This window comes from Streptomyces sp. NPDC107498 (genome assembly GCF_055582805.1).
This window is the reverse complement of record NZ_JBVJPE010000023.1, coordinates 1-19,982: the sequence shown is the minus strand read 5'-3', so window position 1 is coordinate 19,982 and position 19,982 is coordinate 1. Positions and strand designations below refer to the sequence as shown.

Here is a 19,982-nt window from a genome sequence, read left to right as displayed (position 1 = left end):
GCGGATTCCACGGCGCCCCAGGCAGACACGCTTCCCGCGGGAGAAGACATACGGCCTGGAAGCGTCCCGTACCGGCTCCGAGCGCTCGTGCGAGCGGGCCCGGTGACGGCGCCTGTCGCGCGGACCCCGGCGCGATCAGGTAATCAGGAAGGGTGAACGAGGACGCGACCGACCCCTTCGTGCACGTCCGGGGTGCCGGTGAGAACAACCTGCGGAACATCGACGTCGACGTTCCGCGGGACGCGATGGTCGCCTTCACCGGCGTCTCCGGTTCGGGCAAGTCCTCACTCGCGTTCGGCACGCTCTACGCGGAGGCCCAACGGCGCTACTTCGAGTCCGTGGCACCGTACGCCCGAAGGCTGCTGCAACAGCTCGGCGCCCCGCACGTACAGGAGATCACCGGACTGCCACCGGCCGTGGCCCTGCAGCAACGACGCGGGTCGCCCAGTTCGCGCTCGACGGTCGGCACCCTCACCACGCTGTCCAATCTGCTGCGCATGCTGTACTCCCGCGCCGGCACCTATCCGCCCCGGGCCGCACGGCTGGAAGCCGAGTCGTTCTCGCCCAACACCGCGGCCGGCGCCTGCCCGGACTGCCACGGACTGGGCATCGTGCACGACGTCGCCGAGGACCTGCTGGTCCCGGACCCCTCGCTGAGCATCCGCGAGGGGGCGATCGCCGCCTGGCCGGGCGCCTGGCAGGGCGCCAACCTGCGCAGCGTCGTGAGCGGCCTGGGAATCGACATCGACCGACCGTGGCGCAGGCTCAGGAAGAAGCACCGGGACTGGCTGCTGTACACGGACGAACAGCCCACCGTGTACATCGAGCCGGAGGAGAACCGCGTCGACTACGGCTACCAGGGCAAGTTCTGGAGCGCCCGCAAACACGTCATGCACGTCCTCGCCGACTCCAAGAGCGAGAAGATGCGCGAACGGGCGCTCCGGTTCGTCAGGAGCGTGCCCTGCCCCGAGTGCCGCGGCAGCGGACTGCGGCCCGAGGCGCTCGCCGTCACCTTCGCCGGACGTTCCATCGCCGAGATCAACGCGATGCCGCTCACCAAGGTCGTGGCGCTACTGCGGCCCGTCGCAGGGCGGCCCCAGGCCGACGCCACCACGCCGACCGCCCGCTCCGGAGAGACGACCGAGGCCGCGGTCCGGATCTGCGGCGATCTGGTCGCACGGATCGACGTACTGCTCGACCTGGGCCTCGGATACCTCGGCCTCGGACGCCGCTCGACGACCCTGTCACCGGGCGAGGCGCAGCGCCTGCGGATCGCCACCCAGCTGCGCTCGGGCCTGTTCGGCGTCGTCTACGTCCTCGACGAACCCTCCGCGGGCCTGCACCCGGCTGACGCGGAACCGCTGCTGGACGTACTGGACCGCCTCAAGGCGGCGGGCAACTCGCTGTTCGTCGTGGAGCACGACATGGACGTCGTACGGCGGGCGGACTGGGTGGTCGACATCGGCCCCGGTGCGGGCGAAGGCGGCGGACGCGTGCTGTACAGCGGCCCGGTCGCCGGTCTTGAGCAGGTCGGGGAATCGGCCACGGGCCAGTACCTGTTCGGGCGCGCCCGGCCGCTCGAACACCGCCCGCGCGCACCGCACGGCTGGCTGCACCTGCGGGGCGTCTCCCGCCACAACCTGCACGACGTCTCCGTCGACGTACCGCTGCGCGTACTGACAGCGGTGACGGGTGTGTCCGGTTCCGGAAAGTCGACGCTGGTGACGCAGGTGCTCGCCGAGGTCGTCCGCGGCCACCTCGGACTCGTTCCCGAGGAACCCGACGAGGCGCAACTGGAGGTCGACGTCCGGGACGCGTCGGGGGTCGAGTCGTTCGACCGTCTGGTCCTGGTCGACCAACGGCCCATCGGCCGGACCCCCCGGTCCAACCTGGCCACGTACACCGGGATGTTCGACGCGGTGCGCAAGCTGTACGCGGCGACGGACGAAGCCAAGGCGCGCGGCTACTCAGCCGGGCGATTCTCCTTCAACGTGCCCGAAGGACGGTGCGAGACCTGCCAGGGCGAAGGGTTCGTCGCGGTGGAACTGCTGTTCCTGCCCGGCACCTACGCGCCGTGCCCGACCTGCGAAGGCGCCCGGTACAACGCCGAAACGCTGGAAGTCACCCACCGCGGCAAGAACATCGCGGAAGTACTGGCACTGTCCGTCGACGACGCCGCCGAATTCCTGGCCTCCGTCCCGGCCGCCTCCCGCAGCCTGGAGACCTTGCGCGAGGTGGGACTGGGATACCTCCGACTGGGCCAGCCCGCCACGGAACTCAGCGGCGGCGAGGCACAACGCATCAAGCTGGCCACCGAACTGCAGCGAGCCCGCCGCGGACACGCCCTCTACCTGCTCGACGAGCCGACGGCGGGACTGCACCCCTCGGACATCGCGCTCCTGCTGCGACAGCTGCACCGGCTCGTCGACGCCGGCAACACGGTCGTCCTCGTCGAACACGACCTGGACACCATCGCCACCGCCGACTGGGTCATCGACCTCGGCCCGGGCGGCGGCGACGCAGGCGGGCGGGTGGTCGCGGCGGGCCCGCCGACCAAGGTGGCGAGAGCCCGCCGCAGCGCCACCGCGCCCTATCTCGCGGCCCGGCTCGCGCGCTCCTGACGCCGGCGCGAGGCACTGAGCACCGGGGAAAACCGATGACGAGCCGTGCGATGTGACCCAGTCGCCGATGCCTGCTCCCCGCTTATGCGGGGATGGCCCCGGGGGAGCAGCGCCATGACGAACCGCACCACCCTGCTCCCTGCTCGCGGGGGTGGTTCCGTCGTGCACCGGTTGTGCCGGGTGTCTGTCCGCTGTTCCCCTTGGAACCCCCAACGAAATGATCTTCGTGGTGGTTGGATCACTCCGGAACCGGTGATCCGGGGGTGTGGGGTGGCTCGACCGAAGCCGTGGGAAGTCGACGACGAGTCGTGGGTGGTGATCGAGCCGCTGCTGCCGAAGGTGGAGCGGCGGGTCCGGCATCCTGGCCGGAAGGGGCATCCGGACCGGCTGGTGTTCCAGGGCATCCTGTTCGTGCTGCACACCGGGATCGCCTGGGAACACCTGCCGCAGGAACTCGGCTTCGGGTCGGGCATGACCTGCTGGCGCCGCCTGGCGGAGTGGACCGAAGCCGGCGTCTGGCCGCGACTGCACGAAACCCTCCTCGCGCGTCTCCGCGAAGCAGACGCCCTGGATTTCTCCCGCGCCGTGGTCGACGGCTCTCACATACGGGCGCTGAAAGGGGGGCCAAGGCCGGACGAAGCCCCGTTGACCGGGGCAGAAACGGCAGCAAGCACCACCTGATCACCGACGCCACGGGCATTCCGCTCGCAGCCACCCTGACCGGCGGCAACCGCAACGACGTCACACAGTTCATCCCCTCCTGCAGGCCATCCCGCCGGTCCGGGGCAAGCGCGGCCGCCCCCGCCGCCGGCCCGAGACGGTGCTGGGCGACCGTGGTCACGACCACGAAAAGTACCGGCGCGCCTGGCCTGGGCCCTGGGCGTGAAACCCGTCATCGCCCGCCGCGGAGTCCCCCACGGATCGGGCCTCGGCAGCGATCGATGGGTCGTCGAGCGGACCTTTGCCCACCTGCACTGGTTTCGTCGGCTGCGGATCCGTCGGGAAGTACGCGGCGACATCCACGAAGCGTTCCTCAGCCTCGCGTGCTCACTCATCTGCTGGAGACGCTTGAAGTCATTCCTACAGCAGTTCTGAGTGCTCCGGGGCCTCGTCGTGTCACGGCACCGATGCTCGCGCCGTCCGGTAGGCCGCCGGCCTCGGTGCTGAGGCGGCGTGTGGCCAGGACAGGTCCTAGTGGCGGCCGGTGAAGAACACCGAGCGCAGCGTGAGCCGGTCGGATGCGGGCTGTCCGTGCGGGCGCAGGGTCCAGGAGTCGCCCGTGCAGTGGGGCTCGGTGAACACCGTCACCCACTCGTCGGTGTCGTTGTGCGGGGCGAAGGCGGGCTCGGAGGAGCCGGGGTCCGCGACCTCTGCGAGCGGGACGCAGCCCGGGCTCTGCGGGTCGTGCAGGGTCACGGTCTGCGGCAGGCCACTGGGGCCGACGTACTGGTAAGAGAAGTCACCGGTGGCGGCCGACGCGGAGGTCGGCAGGGCGAGGGTGAAAGTGAGCGCGCCGAGGACGGCGGCCAGGGTCGTACGAAGGCGCATCGAGGCTCCTTGCAGCAGGGTGAGCAGGTCCGGCCCAGCATGTCCCGTGCAGATCACAGGGCAGGCGCTGTCGGGCCGAGTTCACCCCGAGGGAAGCCGCAGGAACGATTGCTCCAGGGCCGTACGGGGGGCCAGGCGGCCGGCCCCGACCGGCGTTCACCAAGCCCTGTCTGCCGGCCGTGGCCAACGCAGGTCCGGGCGCCAATGACTCGCAGTTCTTCATCATGGGGGGACCGACCGCCTGGCTCGCCGGCAAACACCCCGTCTTCGGCGAGGTGGCCGACGAGGCAGGCCAGCAGGTCGTCGACGCCATCGCGGGTGCCGAGACCGGGCACAACGAGCGCCCCGTGGAGAACATTGTGATCAACGAGGTCGTCCACGAGACCTGCTGACACCCGGCCGCGTCGGCCTCGCCTCTTGAGGCCGCGCTCACATTCACCGCCGTCAGGCACAAATGGGACGGCGGCCTCATTGCGGCCGGGTCGGGCCGACAACGCGACGGGAGTCAGGCAGATCGGCGGTTGCCCTGGTCGTCGCAGGGCAGGTCGCTGCTTTGGCGGTGGGCGAGGAAGTCGCGGGTGGCCTGGCGTTCGATTTCGGTGATGGCGGTGGGTTCGACGTCGATGATGCCGCCGAAGGGCCGGTCGACGTCGCGGATGATGCACAGCGTGGTGGTCGGCAGGGCGGTGATGACCACGAGGGTGATGATCTGGCCGCGGTTGTTGCGCCGGGGCAGACGGGTGCCGAGTGCCACGACGGTGATGACCAGGGTGGCGAGCAGGAACCAGAGGACGGCGCTGGGGATGCTGGCGGTGGCCTGGGTCAGGCGTTCCTCGCGTTCCTCGGAGCGCCTGTCGTCGGCGGCGACCAGCATGCCGAAGACGGGCTTGCCCTCCACCTGGCGAAAGACGCGGCGCAGGTCGGTGGACCACACGCTGGGGCGGCCGAGCCGTTGCCGTCAGCCATGGCGGGCCATTCCTGGGTGCGCACGGCGCGGGCGTAGCAGACGGCGTCGGCCTGGACTGCGGCGCGTTGTGCGGCGGGTGCGTACTCGGCGGCCTCGACGAGCTGGTCGACGGCTTTGGCCTCGCCGCGGGAGGCGACTTCGGCCTTGCCGTAGGAGCCGTTGGCGGTGACCAGGACGAAGGCGAGCAGCAGCACGGTCAGGGTCAGCAGCGGGCCGACGAGGTCTTTGACGGCCATGCCGGTGTGGGTGGAGACGTTCACGGGCTTGCGGATGGACCGGTCCGTGAAGTTGGTGAAGGTGGTCCGGGAGCGAGGGGGCAGAGGGCCGGGCGGTGGCCGGCCGTGGTGTCTGCCGCTGGCGGACCGGGTCCTGCTGGTGGCCGTGTACTACCGCACGAACCTCACGATGCGGCAGCTCGCCCCGCTGTTCGGTATCTCGCCCGCCACGGTGTGCCGGGTCGTCCAGCGGCTCCGTCCGCTGCTGGCGCTCGAGCGGGCCCCGCGGTCGTTGGCGGACACCGAGCGGCTGTGGATCATGGACGGCACCCTGATCCCGGTCCGCGACCGCAAGGTCGGCGCCTCGTCCCACAACCACCGGTTCTCCGCGAACGTGCAGGTCATCATCGACGCCGACACCCGCCTGGTCATCGCAGCGCCCTGGCCGGCGCCGGGCAACAAGGCCGATGCCCATGTCTGGCGCGAGTCGGACCTGCCCGCCCTGGCGGCGGGAACGACCGCGATCGCGGCCGGTGCCTACCTCGGCACCGGCCTGATCGTCCCGCACCGCAAGAGAGCCGGCCGCCCCTCCTGCATGGGCAGGAGGAGGACAACGCCGAACACCGAAGGGTGCGAACCCGTGTCGAGCACACCCTCGCCCGGATGAAGAACTGGAAGATCCTGCGCGACTGCCGTCAAAGAGGCGACGGCCTCCACCGTGCAGTCCAGGCCGTCGCCGCCCTGCACAACCTTTAGCCGTTCAGCATGTCCTCGGACCGCGTGTCGTCGGTGAGGTACCGCCGGAAGAACGCCTCCGCGTAGGCCGCTCCGACGCGGCGCTGGCCCGCTTCGGTCAGCTGGGGTGCGTAGGCGGAGCCACCGGGTTCGGTGCACTGGCCGGGCCGGTCGGCGTCGTGTCCGGCGTCGTCGCGGGCGGCGACCTCTCCGCTCTCCGGCGACCACTGCGTGTTGAAGTAGTTGTGGTTCGCCCCGTCTATCGCGACCTGGTGGAAGCCGGCGGTGCTCCGGGCGGTGGCGTCGGCGGCGAAGGAGAAGGCCTCAGTACCGACCTGGCCGTCGCAGGTCCCGCGCAGCACGGCCACGGGAGTCTTCGTGATCTCGTACGCGGTCATGTCCTCGGTCATGACGTTGTAGGCGGGGGCCAGTGCCAGGACCGCCCTGACCTTGACTCCGGTGGGCCATTGGTACTTGTGACGGTCGGCCGCCTGCCACGTCACGCCCGCGCCGCCACGGGAGTGGCCCATGGTGCCGACCTTGTTGAGGTCGACGCGGTGCCGGAAGTCGACGCGGCGCGGCTTGCCCGTGGTCGCGTCGCGGAACGCGCCGACGAGGCCGCCACGGCCCGAGGTGCCGAGCTGCTGCCACAGGGCCAGGTGCCTGTTGATCAGCTCTGCCCGTGCGGAGGCGTTCTCGTCTCCCCATACCGAGGAGGCGTTGATGCCGTTGGCGCGGATGGACACCACGACGAAGCCGCGGCGGGCCAGTTCCTCGCCGAGGTAGTCGTAGCCCCGGTCATTGGCGATCGGGCGGGTGCCGGGTGCGCAGGGCCAGCTGAACAGCTTCAGGTTCGCGGCTTCGTACGCCTCCCAGTCCTGGGCGAGTTCGGCGGCCGTGCGGGCCTCCGCTGCCGCCCGGTCCGCGCAGGTCTCGTGCCAGCCGTGCAGCTGGACGACGAGGGGCCGCGGCGTGGTTCCGAGATCCGTCGGGTAGTGCACGGTGCCGGCGATCTCGACCGGCTCGCCGGTTCCCGGCAGCCGATAGGCCTGGTCACCCAGGTTGTAGGTGACGGCGGCGACGCCCCGCGAGCCCTGAGCGGCGTCGGGGGCGGCGGCGGTCGCGGGGCTTCCCGTCAGGGTCTGCGGTACCAGGAGGGCCGCCGTGGACGCGGCGAGAGCGCAGGCTCGTATCGGGCGGCGGCGGGCGGCCGTCGTGGTGTCGGCGTGGTTCAAGAGTCGGTCTCCATAGCCGTGAGCGAAACGGTTTGCCGTGCGTGTGGGGCACCGGGAGCGGCTCCCGACGCCCTACACCATGGCTTCATCTCGACAGACGTCTGGCGGGGCCCGGGGTTGCGTCATGCCCAGGGGAAGCCGTGACCGGGGTCAGGAGGCGTGCCTGAGGGTCGCGCGGATCCAGTTCGCGTACACGGGCACGTTGACGTAGAGACCCGGCCCGGCCGAGCAGGCGACCCCCGGGGCGCCGGGACCCGACGTGGCCCCGACCAGCTCCCACCGCCCATACTTGCCCTTCTGGAGCTGCGGCCCGCCGGAGTCCCCGAAGCACGCGATGGCCTCGGGCACCCGGCTGATCGTGCACAGCCGGGCCCGGTCCGCGTAGCCGGGCGTGCACTCGCCGACGGCACCCGTACGCGTCTCGAGCTCCTGCAGGCGCTCCGCGAACCTGAACTCGGTGTCGGCGGTGGTGCCGAACCCCAGGGTGCGCGTCGGGGTCCCGGGCCGTCCGGCCCGCTCCGCGATCCTGATGGGCTTCTCAGAGAGCGGGCGGTCGAGACGGACCAGCGCGATGTCGTGCTTGTTGGCTCCCTTTCCGTCACCGCTCACGAAGCCGGGGTGAACCACCGTCCGCTCGATGGCCCGGACGGTTCGCCCCGACTTCCGCGCCTCGCTGCCGATCCGGACGATGCCCTCCAGGACCAGGCCTTCGCCCGTCACGCAGTGAGCCGCTGTCAGCACCCACTGGGGATCGATCAGCGACGCCCCGCAATTGCCGTCGTTCACCCCTTGCGTCGGGACCGACTCGGGGATCGACGCCATGAACGGATAACGCTCCGTGAAATCGCTCCGGCGCTGCCGGCCATCAGAGTGGCGCAGGTCGCGACGGCGAGCGCGCCGACGGCAGTGAGCCTTTTCCATCCTCACCCTGGGCAGCACATGAAGAGCGAGGGCGGCCTGGATGAGTCTGGTGATCTGGGTGGTCGAGCACCACGGTTTGCGGAGGAGTCGCCAGAATCTGAGAGTGGCGACGGCCTGCTCGACGAGCCCCGGATCTTCGCGTGGGGCCGGTTCACAGCCTGTTGGCCTGCGGGGAGGGACTCCCATCGCCCCCAACGCTGGATGCGGGCCGTGCCGTCGGCACCTCGGGTATCCCTTGTCGGCCCAGCACGGGGTGTCTGCCTCGGCGAGGGCGTCGACGATGCCGTGTTCGCGGGCTGCCCGGATGTCGTGGACGGCGCCGGGCAGGGCCGGTGAGGCCTACAGCAGCCGGCCGAAGGGGGCGGCGATGACCTGGACGTTCATCCCGTGTCTCTTGTGTTTTCCGGAGTGGAACGGCCTGTCCGCGGCGATGCGGTCGATGGGGAGGAGGGCGCCGCCCAGGATCAGGTACGCCGTCACCGACGCGGTCCGCACCGCGTCGGTGAAGGCTCGGGGGGAGAGCGGCCAGGATCCCGACCGCCTCGGTGACGTAGCGGTAGACCGTCGTGGTGCTGGTGCCGAACCCGGCGGCGAGCCGGGCATGGGTGTCGCCGCACCGCAGATGGGCCAGGACCAGCGGAGCCTGACGGCCCGGCGTGACGCGGCGCCACCGGGTGCCGATCTCGCGACGGCGAACCGTGAGATGCCCGGCGAGGTGGCGCAGGTAGGCGCTGGGCAGACCGATCGAAGGGGGTCTCCCCTGCTCGAGCGAAGCCGAGAGCTTGGGGAAGGATGGACAAGCACACGAAGCTCCTGGTCGGCACGGGTGATCTTGGTCGTGAACCCGTCTATCACGAGTTTCAGCGGTTCGCACAGCCCGCCAACTGCCAAGCCATGCCGTCAGGTTGGAAAGGGCTCACTGACCGTGCGTATCAGGCGCATCCGCACCGGCCCCGGCGTGTATCCGTGCAGCGAGGTGGCCTGGGTGCCGCCGGCCAGGCCGTCTTGCCCGCTGACTGCGCGCAGGTAGCGGGTGTGTTGCGGCGGATGCCGAGGAGCCCCGGCCGTATACGGCCGGGGCTCCTGGTGGGCCCGCACGCAACCACCATCGGCGCGGGCCGGTGTTCACCATGCCGGGCCCGGTGGGCGGGGGAGGCCCAAGGCCCGGCGAGCGGGTCCCATCCGCTCCACCTCCGTGTGCCCTCGATACCGACCCTCACACGCCCCATGCAGCTTTCAGGAAAACCTGCTGTGATGTGTGACTTCGGGGACATGCGGGCGGCAGTGCCGCCGTCTGCCGACATCCCCCGAGTCGTGGACGGCGGCGGCCGAAGCGCGCTCTTCCCTGCGGTGCCCTCTTCCGGCAGGCAGGGGCGCATAAGGCGTACGACAAGCACGGCCGGTGGCGGCCTGGGCCGGTCCACAGCCTTGGGCATGACACCGATCGCCGAACCGCAGAAGCTGTCCGCCCAGGGCAGCCCGCAGCAGAGCCACGCGAAGACGGTGTACACCGGCTGCCCGGTGCACACCGAGTGCCTGGCAGAGGACTTGGATCACCGCATCGAGTTCGGTGTGTGGGCCGCATGGCCGAAGGCGAGCGCCGCGCCCAGGGGCAGCCCCGTGCGTGGGGTCCTCTCCTGTCATGAGGTTGCTGACCAGATGCAGGTGACGGACCGGGTGAGGTCTTCCATGAGGCGGACAGAGGTGTGCTTGCTCTGCCTGTTAAACGAACAAGACGAGAGGGGAGCTTTGGTCGGTTCGCCGGTTTCGGTGAAAGTGGTTCAGCTGAAGCCGTTCGTACGGTAGAACTGCAGGTCATAGAGTCTGCTCCCCGCGCCCGCGGAGATGGTCCCTTCTGGCGGCACCGCTCGATGCGGGCAGTCGTCTGCTCCCCGCGCGAGCGGGGATGGCCTCTGGGCCTGCGCCATGTCGGCCCATACCTCGGGCTGCTTCCCGCGCGCGACAGTACGGGGGTGGGGCCGGGGGGAGCGCTGTATGGCACGCAACCCGTGAGTATGCCCCGTGCGCCGTGGAAATAACTCCCTCTTTGTGGGCATGTCGACCTGAGGTAAGGGCATGCGGTGGCCAGGAGGTTGATAACGATGGTTCCCCTGCTTCTGGTTCTTCTGCTGGCTCTGATCCTGTTCGGTGCGGGTTTCGCGTTGAAGGCGCTGTGGTGGATCGCAGTGATCGTGCTCGTCGTGTGGCTGCTGGGCTTCGTCGTCCGTACCGCGGACAGCGGCGGCCGCAAGGGCCGCTGGTACCGCTGGTAGGAGACAGGCGACAGATGCCAAGCAGCGCGCCACGCGCGCGAGGTGAGTGGGGCCCGGCCGGATACGGCCGGGCCCCACTCGCGTAAAGAGCACCTTTGCGCACCCGGATGGGGGATATCGGGTGTATCGGGCGCACCGTGGGGTACGTGGGTGATGCACCGGCCCCGCAGGCCCAGCAGTGGAACCCTGCTCCTCCTGTCTGCGGGGCCGGTGTGCGCGGTGCACCGGGCCGGACGGGCCCCGGCAGCCGACCGTGGCTTCAGGCCTGCACGAGGCGGTGCAGAGCGGTCCGGGCGAGGGGCGCGTAGGCGAGTAGTACCCGTCGCGGGCCGTGCATCGTCAGGGCTCGTGCCGCTGCCGCGGTCCTGTGGCTTCGCCTCGTGGTGGAGCCGGATCTGGATGCGGGCCAGGCGCACCCGCCAGGTCCAGGTGCGGCGGTCGTGGTCGACGACTTCCACGACGAACGCGGTACGGATGCCGGCGACTGATTCGACTGTGCCGCTCATACCGGGATTCAGGCGGCGGCGCACGGAGTGAACGGCCCTGATCTGTGCGGACCAGGACGCCCGCTGGCGGACGCCGGCATGGCGCTGTCAGGCCGTATCGGGGGAGTCGGCGCCTTGGGCGCTCCAGGTCACGCGTGCCGTGGCAGACCGCAAAGCCGCCGTGGCGGGTGGGGCAAGCGGAAGCGGGCCTCATCGGGTCTGATCCTGACGTGCGATGAGGCCTGCGTCGACGATCAGGGCGGTGTGTCGTCCACGACGCCTTCGGCGTGGACCCGCGGGACCAGGCCCGCCTGGAGGCCGCCGTGTTCTGCTCCCCGCACGCGCAGGGACGGCCCCAGCCTGGCCACACAGGTTCACATCCTGTTCCCCACTACTTGGTCGACGCTGCATCTGGAGACTTCTTCATGTCAAGGCGCGCCGACGCGCTCCAAAACCCGTAGGGCCCCGACCGGGGGAGTGGTCGGGGCCCTACGGGGTGTGGGGTGGCTCAGTGCCGGAAGGTGTCCTTGATGTCTTCCTTGGCCTGGCGTGCGTGGCCCTCGCTCTGGTCGGCGCGGCCTTCGGCGGTCATGCGCTCGTTGCCGACGGCGCGGCCCACGGTCTCCTTGACCTTGCCCTTGGCCTGCTCGGCATGGGCCTTGCTCTTCTCTGTGCCCGACATTGGGACCTCCTCGTGAAGTAACCGGATTGGTCGTGACCCCCGCCTACTCGCCCCAGCCCGCCCTAAACACTCACCACCGGCATCACTTACTTCTCCTTCTCCACCTGCCTCCAGACAGGCCGCTGACAGCGGAGCACGCCCCTGTCGTTGCGGCCCCGGCGCCAGCCGCCCGCGAGCCTGGACCCGTCATCGACAGCTTGGACCCGTCATCGACAGCTTGGACCCGTCATCGACGATCCGGAGATGACCCCGGCCGGCTGTTCCCCGCACCCGCGGGGACGGCCCCTACTCGCATTCCGAAGGCGCCCGGAGGCTGGTCCCTACTGGTGGTTTGTGTTGTCGACGGAGTCGTCCTGCTCCCCGTGCTCGCGGGGTGGCTTCAGAGCGGGCTGCAGGCGCAGCCGGTCTCGTACTGCTCTCCGCGCGGGGATGGTCCCGGTTGTCTTGAACGGCTTCCGATGGACCTGGGCGAATGGCGGGAAGCAGCCCCGCCTTTCACCGGGTAGCCGATGGCTCCCCGGTAGAACGCTTGGCTGAGCCGCTTCTCGCCGTTCCGGTGGGGCCACAGGCCGTCGCAGGCACCTGGCTCGGCCAACGACTCCATCACGCGCACAACATCGACCATCGTTCACCCCACCCGTTCGAATAGGCAGATCACGTTGCACGGGCCAGGAGGCTGTGACTTGACAGCACGGCAACGTGAGGTGTCCGGGTCCGCCGCTGTGCCCACCTGCGTTGCCGGAGTTGTTGTTTTGCCGCGTCACTGCGGGTTTGCCGGTCCCCGGGTCGCCGCCGGCCCTGGCGGCTGCGCCGTCTGTCCCGCTGCGTCCCCGCGCGCGGGCCGCCCCCGCTTCCGGGAGCCCGTTGGGCTCGTCGCCGACACGCGTCGTGCCACCTACGCGTCGCCTGCCGCAGTGTCTGCTGCCCGCGAGTCGGGCCACCACACCGGTGATGTGCCGCTGGGTGCTCGGTGGTGACCGACGTGGTTGGTCTTCCCGGCTCAGGGTTGGTGGTGCTGGACCCGTAGGGGTGTGGAGTGCTCGTCGGTACTTGAGTCGGATCATGAAGCCATCCCGGAGCAGGACGGGGCGGGGTCTTTTCGGATCGGAGACTGAAGGCGATCCGAAGAGACCGAATTTCACGAAACGGGGACGGTGCAGTGCTGCGAGCTGGACGAAGGCCTTCCATCCTGGCTGCCGGGGCGGCGATGGCCGTGGTGGCGGCGCTCACGCCGGCGGCCGCGTTCGCGGCCCAGGAACCGCTCGAGGGGTTTGGGCGGCAGCAACTGCGGTGGGAGCGCTGTGCGCAGGACCAGCCGGCGTCGTTGGAGTGCACGACGGTGAGGGTGCCGCTGGACTACGGCGATCCGCACGGGCGGAGCATCGGGATAGCGGTGTCGCGGGTGAAGGCGGGCAGTGCGGCGAAGCGGCGTGGGGTATTGCTGATGAACCCCGGCGGACCGGGCGGTCCGGGGCTGACGATGCCGGCCGAGATGGCGCCGCTGCTGGCGGCGGAGGTGCGTGAGCGCTTCGACCTGATCGGCTTCGACCCGCGCGGAGTCGGACGCAGTACGCCGGTCCACTGCGGTCTGGCCCCGGACGAGCAGGTCCTCAACCATCCCTACTCCGCCGGGACGTTCGGGCAGGACGTGGCCCGGGCCCGGAGCATGGCGGACAAGTGCTGGGCCAAGGCCGGGGACCTGCTGCCGCACATCACTACCCGGAACACGGCGCGGGACATGGACGTGATCCGAGCCGCGCTGGGGGAGCGGAAGATCTCCTACTTGGGGCACTCGTACGGTACTTACCTGGGCGCGGTCTACACCCAGATGTTCCCCCGGCGGACGGACCGCTTCGTGCTCGACAGCGCGCTCGACCCGGCCCTGGTCTGGCGGGACGTGCTGCGCGGAGCGACCGAGGCGGCCGAGCTCGCCTTCACCCGCTGGACGGTGTGGGCCGCAGCCCGCGATGCGACGTACGGGCTGGGCACGACTCCGCAGGCGGTGCGCGCGGAGTTCTGGGACCTGGTCGCGAGTGCTGACCGCACGCCGATCATGCTGGAAGGCCAGCCGTTCGACGGCGACGCGATCCGTGCGCAGTACCGGGCCTTCGTCCAGGTCGAGGCCGTCACGCCGTTCATCGCCGCGCTCAAGGCCGCAGCGTCGGGCGCCACGACCCCGACCGGGGCGAGTACTGCCGCGCCCGCGGCGGCCGAAGCGCCGGACGTGGACAACATGGTGTCGGTCGCCTGGACCGTTCTGTGCGGCGAGGGCCGGACCTGGCCGCGTGATCCCGAGCAGTACCGCCGCGACGCCATCCGGGACCGCGACGCCCGCCCCCTGGCGGGCGACTTCGGCGCCAACATCCAACCCTGTGCGTTTTGGAAGTCCGCTCCGCGTGAGGCGGCCACGGTGGTGGACAACGACGTCGACGCTCTGATCGTGCAGAACGAATGGGACCCGCAGACTCCGTTGGCTATGGCCAAGGGCATGCGACGCGCCCTGCACGGCGCCCGCATGGTCACGCTCGCGGGTGGCGAAGGCCACGGGGTGCTGGTGACCGGCCGTCCGTCCTGTGCTGACGCCGACGTCACCCGCTACCTGATGACAGGCCGACTCCCCGCGAAGGATCGCACCTGCAGCTGACAAGCGCCGCAAGTGAGCTGCGTCTGTGGCCGGTGGCGGGACCACCGCCAGCCAGGCGCGCGAGGGCATCGTGTTCACGTTCCGCACCGATCTGCTCGGCCCGTGGCAGATCGTCCAGAGGTGTTTCGCCCGGTGGGCCACCAACGACACCTTTGGCCGGCTGCTGTCAGTGGCCCAGTCGCGGACGGAGAGGGACTGGCTGGTCGCGATCGATTCCGCGCTCATACGGACTCATCAGCACACGGCCGCCAAAGGGAGCTCGAAAAACGCTGGCCGGCCGACAAGATCCGCCTTGCGTGCGACAGGGCAGGTCGGCCGCTCAGCTTCCTCGTCACCGCTGGCGACCGCAACGACCGCACGCCAACCGAAGCGGTCATCGGCCGCATCCGCGTCCGTGTCCCGGCTCGGGCAGGCCCCGCACCCGGCCCGGCCACGGGATCACGGACAAGGGCTGCTCCACCCGCAGCTTCCGGGCCTGCCTCCGAGGGCGCGGGGTCGGGTGAAGTCACCGCCCGGCGGTTCCTTGCGGTGGGGCACGAAGACCTGCCGGCGTTGACAACGCTCCTGATCAATACACCTGGGCCATGGGCGCCACCGACCCCGAGCGGACCGAGAGACGGGGCGGGCGCTCGGGCAGCGATCTCAGCCACCCCGCCTCAGCGCCTGGGACCGGCCGACTGCGTCAGCGTCCTTCGACACCATCGGAGGACGGACGAGGTGAAGAAATCCCGGTCTACCGGCTCTACGACGAGCACGGGGCACTCCTCTACATCGGCGTGCCCCGCACCCCTCCGTCCCGGTGGAAGGACCACCGCAAGGAGATGTTCTGATGGCGGGAGGTCACCGACAAGCACCTCACCTGGTACACCGCCCACGAGGAAGCATGGGCGGCCGAGACTCACGCCATCCGCACCGAAGGCCTCTGTGCAACAAGAGCTTGTGGCCGGGTATGGCCCCGCAGGTGCCGCCCGGCGTACCGCCGCAGCCGCACGGAACGCGCATCGCCTACCAGCACCGCGAGACCCACGTCGGCTACCGCATTCAGTGGTGCCACTGGCGGCTCACCCTCCAGGACGTGCTGGAAACGATCCGGGAACGGCAAGATGCGGGTGCTTGAAGAGCGCCGACACCGTAGGTGCGCAGGTGGCAGCCCGGGGACCCGGTCGACGCGCCTCGTGCACCCTTGCGTGTCCGGGGGCCGCTGCAGCAGTTGTGTCCCCGTGTCCCGCTCTGTATCCCGGCTTGTGTCCCCGCTCGTGCACATGTGGTTCCACAGGTCAACGAGCCTTTCATGGCGAACGGGTGATCATCGGCGCGTTGCCGGAGCTATCGACAGCATGAGATCGGGTAGACGGCGACAGGGGTGGTGGTCTCGGGCCTGACGGACGAGGCCACCACCCCTACGACCACGCAGGCCAGGCCCCGCTGAAGGTGCTGCGAACAGCGGGCAGGACACCTGTCTCACGCTCAGCGCGCAGGCGTCCTGCCCGTGTTCGGGCCGGAAGATCCGTGAGAACTCGAAGACGTCGCCGATCGCGAGCTGACGCTCGCAGTCGTTTTCGTACGCGTGCTCCCAGCGGACTTCACCGCCGCGGTAGATGCCGTCCGCGGTCACGGTGACGGGGCTGGAGTCGTTCGAGCAGACGGCGCTGTCCCGGCCGGGAAGGCGGTCGAAGTCGCTGCCGGCGACCCCCGGGTCCGCGCAGGCCCCGGCCCGGTGCGGGTGGGCGAGGCGCCCGCTGTCAGGACAGTCGAGCCAGACGACACCGAGAGTGCCCTGGCCGCTCTCGGCGCGCTCGACGGCCAACTGGAGGCGGTGTCCTGGACCGGTGCGGGGGCGGCGGTCGCGGCGGGCGTGAGTCCGGCGGGGAGGAGTACGGCGGCGACAACGGCAGTGATCCCCCGTGCCTCAGAGGTGTGCCGAGAGGAGGGAGCGAGGGTCATCGGGGTGCTATGTCCGCTCCTGGCCCTCGTGAGATTGGTCCTCTTGGGCGATCTGGTCGGGTGAGGGCGCCGGCAGGGATTCAGTACCAGGGAGTGGTGTCCGGTTTGCCGGTTTCCGGGAGAGTGGTTCAAATGATGCTGCACGTCAGGTAAAACTGCAGGTCATTGGGCCTGCTCTCCGCACGCACGGGGATGGTCCCCCCGTGTTCTGGACCAACAAGAAGTACGACAACTGCTCCCCGCACGCGCGGGAATGGTCTCCTCCTCCCGACTACCGTGAGCGCGTACGCCAACTGCTGCCCGCGTTCACGGGGATGGCCCACGGCAAGGGCCGCCAGGTCCCGATCTGTGGCGCGTGCTGTTCGACCCGGCGGGCCACTCCTTCTGCGTCTCGTCCCGGAAACGCCGCCGTGTCTGAACGGCCGAAAGCGGTACTCTCTCGATCTTCATCAGGGGAGGGGAACCCACACACATGATCTACGCACGTCCACGCGGCAGCAGGATCGCCGCCGCCGCCGTCACCGTCGCCCTCGCCGCCGCGGGCGGGACCGCCCCGGCGTTCGCCGCGTCGTCCGCGCCGCTCGCCGCCCAGGCCGAGCAGGGTACGGCGGTGCCGTACCCGAAGGGGTACGCGGAGCTTCTGGGGGGCGGGGAGAAGGGCTTCTTCACCAAGCTCGTGTACGAACTGCGCTGGACCTCTTACGCGACGGGCGCCTCGCAGGTGGTGGAGAACGAGCCGGGCGGTCACCAGTACGCCATCGGCGCCTCGGACACCGTGGTGACCTGGACCCCCGCGCTCTCGGTGGCGGACGTCCGGGTGCTCACCGTCCGCGACCTGGCCTCGGGGTCGGGGCCGTACGTCGTGGACCTCGACGCGCTGGAGAAGGACGGCGAAGAGCTCATCTACCGGGGGGCCGTGGGCGGCACGCTCGTCGTCAACGTCAAGAAGGCGGACGGGACCGTGGAGGGGCGGCTGGTCACCCCGGGCGCGAACGGCCCGGAGCAGCGCCCGGTGACGGGGCTCCCCGCCGATCTCGGCGGTTTCCGGGTCACCGAAACCACCGCCGGCACGGCCGCCCTCGTTGTCGTGGCCGGGCCGGAGGGCGCCCCCCGGTACACGCGGAGCGTCCTGGACGTCGCCTCGGGCGCGGTCACCGACGACTTCCCCCGGTCGAACCCCTACAACAGCGCGCCCGTTTCCGTCTCGGCGTCGCACGTCGCGTGGCCCGACGAGACGGACCCGGCCCACGTGGCCGTCGCCACCCGGGGGACCGGCGGGACGGGACCGGTCCGGAGCACCGGCGTCCCGGCCCACAGCCCGTACGCCCTGCTCGGCGGCTGGCTGGTGCACGGCGGGACCACCCGGCCCCAGACGCTCGGCAGCGGCGGTCCGCTGATGGCGGAGCGCGCGGACGGCACCGGGACGCCCGTGCGGGTCCTCGACACGATGGCCTGGCTGGTGCCGGGGCCGGACGGCTCCCTGATGGCGCGGGGCGGCTCGGTCGAGCACGGCGAGGGACTGTACCGGCTCACCCTGGACGCGGAGGAGCTGCCCGTCGCGGAGCTCGTCGCGGCCACGGGCGAGCCGACCGTCCTGATGTACGGGGGCGCCGAGGTGCCCGCCACGATCGACCTGAGCCGGACGAGGACGGAACTCCTCAGATGGAAGCTGGCCGGGCGGATCGGGACCGCGCGCGTCACGATCACCCGCACGGACGGCCCCCGCCACGACGAGCCGGTCGTGATCCGCCACCTGGTGCCGATGGGGAAGGACGCGATCGGTTTCACGTGGAATGGTGAGGACTTCAACACCCCGGGCCGTCCCGCCGAAGCCGGCCGATACAGCTGGAAGTTCGAGGCGACGCAGTTCAGCGGACTCGGCGCGCCGGTCGGCGACTCCGGGACGTTCACCGTCCGCCGCACCCTCGGGCTGCACGACTTCGACGGCAACGGCATGCCCGAGCTGCTGACGCGGACCGGCGGGCGCGCGAAGGCCGTGGACCTCGTCCTCGACCCGGCCACCAGGGCCCCGTCCGCTTTCCAGGAGGCGGCCTTCGGCGGCGACCTCGACTGGGCGGCATACGACCGCCTGGAGTCGGTCGGCGACGTCGCCGGCTCCCCGCTCCCCGACGTCGTCGCCCGGGACCGCAGCGGCGTGCTCTGGCTGCACCAGGGCGCGGGCGACCTGCGCCAGCCGCTCCGCTCGCGCGTCCGGGTCGGCGGCGGGTGGAACGCGTACGACCGGATCACCGGCGGCTCGGACCTGACCGGCGACGGCCGGGCGGACGTCGTCGCCGCCGACCGGACGGGCGTGCTCTGGCTCTACGCGGGCACCGGGAACGCCGCGGCGCCGTTCACGGCGCGCCAGCGGATCGGCGGCGGCTGGGGGGCCTACAACGACCTCACCGCCACCGGGAACCTCGGCGGCGCCAGGGCCGGCGACCTGGTCGCCCGGGACCGGTACGGCGTGCTGTGGCTGTACCTCGGCAAGGGCGACGGCACCTTCGCGCAGCGCGTGCGGGTCGGCGGCGGCTGGGGGGCCTTCCGCCAGTTCACCGCCATCGGCGACGCGAACGACGACGGACGGCAGGACCTCCTCGCCTCCGACGGCACCGGCGACTCCTTCTACATCGGTACGGGCGACTGGCGGGCGCCGTTCAAGGCGCCCCGACGGACCGCGCTGGCGCCGGGGGCGGCCGAGCACTTCTGACCCGTCCGGTCCCCGCTACTCCGCCTCCGCCCACGGCGCCGCCAGCAGATCGGCGACGCTGCGGCGGGGGCCTCGGCGGACGCGGAGCAAGAGCACTGGGGGACCGACTGCGTGGAAGCACGACTCAGCGGCGTCCTCGACCGGAATCCGACGGACAGAAACAGACCTTCTGACGGAGGACCTGCGCTCCGTCCCGCCTTCTCCACCCTCGTCCCCCGGATCCGTACACTGGCGCTCCTCGGCCGCCACCAGGAGGCCACCGCCAGGGCCGCTCTGATCGGCACCACCCCTGCCGTTGTATGCACGGTGCGGTGGGGCAAGCAGTCAGAGCGTGGTCTTGTGGCCGGAACGAACGGGATGGTCGCTCGCTGCCGACCGCTGGCACGCCGTCCAGCCGGCCGGCGGCCGGCCATGCGTCCCTTGTGTGCTCCATTCCGTGGACAGCGCCCGGCCCTGTCACCCTCCTACTTCACCGTCGACTTCGACTTCGACCAGGGGCACTGGCCGGTGTCAGGGCCGTCTCGGAGCGGGGCTCCAACACCTCCAGGGCACCGTCCTCGGCGACCAGCCGCACCTGACCGCCAGCAAGAGCCCCCACCGTCCAGGTACGCCCCCCCGAACCGCACCTGGCACCCCAGCTCCACCACCGGCCTGCCCCCGCGGCCCATTGCGTGCTGTAACCACCCCCGGTCGACCCGCAGTGGAGTTGACCGTGGGGGAGGGCGTGCATCGATGGATACGCTGCTGCTCCTCCGGCAGGGAACGACCGAGGCAGGCGCAACTTTGGTTCGCCTGCGGCACGTCGTAAGGTCAGGGCGTGATGAATGAGAGGGCGAGCCGACCGCTGTACGGGTGTATGGGCCTGGGTGGCACCTGGGAGCCGGAACCCTACGGTGCCGCGGAGATTAAGGCGGCGGAGGCGGCAGTCACTGCTGCCCTGGAGATCGGGATCACCACCTTCGACCACGCCGACATCTACCGCTACGGAAAGTCCGAAGCGGT

Annotated in this window: 14 protein-coding genes and 3 pseudogenes; 9 read left to right on the top strand and 8 right to left on the bottom strand. The window is 70.6% G+C overall.

Annotation, left to right across the window (positions count from 1 at the left end):
• The first annotated feature begins 152 nt into the window (after positions 1-152).
• Together uvrA and ACZ66Z_RS30380 are read left to right on the top strand one after the other, a co-directional pair.
• The gene (uvrA, locus tag ACZ66Z_RS30385) at positions 153-2,621 is read left to right on the top strand and encodes an excinuclease ABC subunit UvrA (protein ID WP_469938610.1); all 2,469 of its coding nucleotides are present in this window, start codon (positions 153-155) and stop codon (positions 2,619-2,621) included.
• Between the two features lie 270 nt (positions 2,622-2,891).
• A pseudogene (locus ACZ66Z_RS30380) lies at positions 2,892-3,716 on the top strand (IS5 family transposase).
• A 96-nt stretch (positions 3,717-3,812) separates the two neighbouring features.
• Here ACZ66Z_RS30380 and ACZ66Z_RS30375 read toward each other — a convergent pair.
• Entirely contained in the window at positions 3,813-4,169 is a 357-nt protein-coding gene (locus ACZ66Z_RS30375; protein WP_469938609.1) for a hypothetical protein, read from the bottom strand.
• Positions 4,170-4,276: 107 nt separating this feature from the next.
• Between ACZ66Z_RS30375 and ACZ66Z_RS30370 the strand changes: the two genes are divergently transcribed.
• Positions 4,277-4,561 (top strand): peptidylprolyl isomerase, encoded by a 285-nt coding sequence (locus tag ACZ66Z_RS30370; protein WP_469938730.1) that lies wholly within the window; start codon positions 4,277-4,279, stop codon positions 4,559-4,561.
• Between the two features lie 113 nt (positions 4,562-4,674).
• On the opposite strand, the gene ACZ66Z_RS30365 is transcribed toward ACZ66Z_RS30370, so the two are convergent.
• Together ACZ66Z_RS30365 and ACZ66Z_RS30360 are read right to left on the bottom strand one after the other, a co-directional pair.
• Positions 4,675-5,043: a bestrophin-like domain gene (locus ACZ66Z_RS30365; RefSeq protein ID WP_469938608.1), complete on the bottom strand. Its 369-nt coding sequence runs from the start codon at positions 5,041-5,043 to the stop codon at positions 4,675-4,677.
• Positions 4,992-5,396, bottom strand: a complete 405-nt coding sequence (locus ACZ66Z_RS30360) for a bestrophin-like domain (RefSeq protein ID WP_469938607.1) — start codon at positions 5,394-5,396, stop codon at positions 4,992-4,994. The genes ACZ66Z_RS30365 and ACZ66Z_RS30360 overlap by 52 nt, the downstream gene beginning before the upstream one ends.
• Between ACZ66Z_RS30360 and ACZ66Z_RS30355 the strand changes: the two are divergent.
• A pseudogene (locus ACZ66Z_RS30355) lies at positions 5,371-6,107 on the top strand (transposase family protein). The gene ACZ66Z_RS30360 and the pseudogene ACZ66Z_RS30355 overlap by 26 nt on opposite strands.
• On the opposite strand, the gene ACZ66Z_RS30350 reads toward ACZ66Z_RS30355, so the two are convergent.
• From ACZ66Z_RS30350 to ACZ66Z_RS30340, 3 genes and pseudogenes are all read right to left on the bottom strand, one after another.
• Positions 6,104-7,321: an alpha/beta hydrolase gene (locus ACZ66Z_RS30350; protein WP_469938605.1), complete on the bottom strand. Its 1,218-nt coding sequence runs from the start codon at positions 7,319-7,321 to the stop codon at positions 6,104-6,106. The pseudogene ACZ66Z_RS30355 and the gene ACZ66Z_RS30350 overlap by 4 nt on opposite strands.
• A 150-nt stretch (positions 7,322-7,471) precedes the next feature.
• Positions 7,472-8,143 (bottom strand): S1 family peptidase, encoded by a 672-nt coding sequence (locus ACZ66Z_RS30345; protein ID WP_469938728.1) that lies wholly within the window; start codon positions 8,141-8,143, stop codon positions 7,472-7,474.
• Positions 8,144-8,257: 114 nt separating this feature from the next.
• Positions 8,258-8,987 (bottom strand): annotated as a pseudogene (locus tag ACZ66Z_RS30340) (transposase family protein); the annotation flags it as partial.
• A gap of 689 nt (positions 8,988-9,676) precedes the next feature.
• Here ACZ66Z_RS30340 and ACZ66Z_RS30335 point away from each other — a divergent pair.
• A complete protein-coding gene (locus ACZ66Z_RS30335; RefSeq protein WP_469938603.1) occupies positions 9,677-10,048 on the top strand; it encodes a WhiB family transcriptional regulator in 372 nt (123 codons plus the stop codon).
• 296 nt (positions 10,049-10,344) lie between these two features.
• Positions 10,345-10,515: a DUF5670 family protein gene (locus tag ACZ66Z_RS30330; RefSeq protein WP_011113206.1), complete on the top strand. Its 171-nt coding sequence runs from the start codon at positions 10,345-10,347 to the stop codon at positions 10,513-10,515.
• Between the two features lie 993 nt (positions 10,516-11,508).
• On the opposite strand, the gene ACZ66Z_RS30325 is transcribed toward ACZ66Z_RS30330, so the two are convergent.
• Entirely contained in the window at positions 11,509-11,682 is a 174-nt protein-coding gene (locus ACZ66Z_RS30325) for a CsbD family protein (protein ID WP_469935861.1), read from the bottom strand.
• Positions 11,683-12,889: 1,207 nt separating this feature from the next.
• Between ACZ66Z_RS30325 and ACZ66Z_RS30320 the strand changes: the two genes are divergently transcribed.
• On the top strand, positions 12,890-14,326 hold the full coding sequence (locus ACZ66Z_RS30320; RefSeq protein ID WP_469938602.1) for an alpha/beta hydrolase: 1,437 nt from the start codon (positions 12,890-12,892) through the stop codon (positions 14,324-14,326).
• A gap of 1,306 nt (positions 14,327-15,632) precedes the next feature.
• Here the strand turns inward: ACZ66Z_RS30320 and ACZ66Z_RS30315 are convergent.
• Complete coding sequence (locus tag ACZ66Z_RS30315; RefSeq protein WP_469938600.1) at positions 15,633-16,133, bottom strand: SSI family serine proteinase inhibitor; 501 nt, start codon at positions 16,131-16,133, stop codon at positions 15,633-15,635.
• Between the two features lie 609 nt (positions 16,134-16,742).
• Between ACZ66Z_RS30315 and ACZ66Z_RS30310 the strand changes: the two genes are divergently transcribed.
• Both ACZ66Z_RS30310 and ACZ66Z_RS30305 read left to right on the top strand, forming a co-directional pair.
• Complete coding sequence (locus ACZ66Z_RS30310) at positions 16,743-18,980, top strand: FG-GAP repeat domain-containing protein (RefSeq protein WP_469938599.1); 2,238 nt, start codon at positions 16,743-16,745, stop codon at positions 18,978-18,980.
• A gap of 820 nt (positions 18,981-19,800) precedes the next feature.
• The coding region (locus ACZ66Z_RS30305) for an aldo/keto reductase (RefSeq protein WP_469938598.1) at positions 19,801-19,982 on the top strand (182 nt) is incomplete at its 3' end.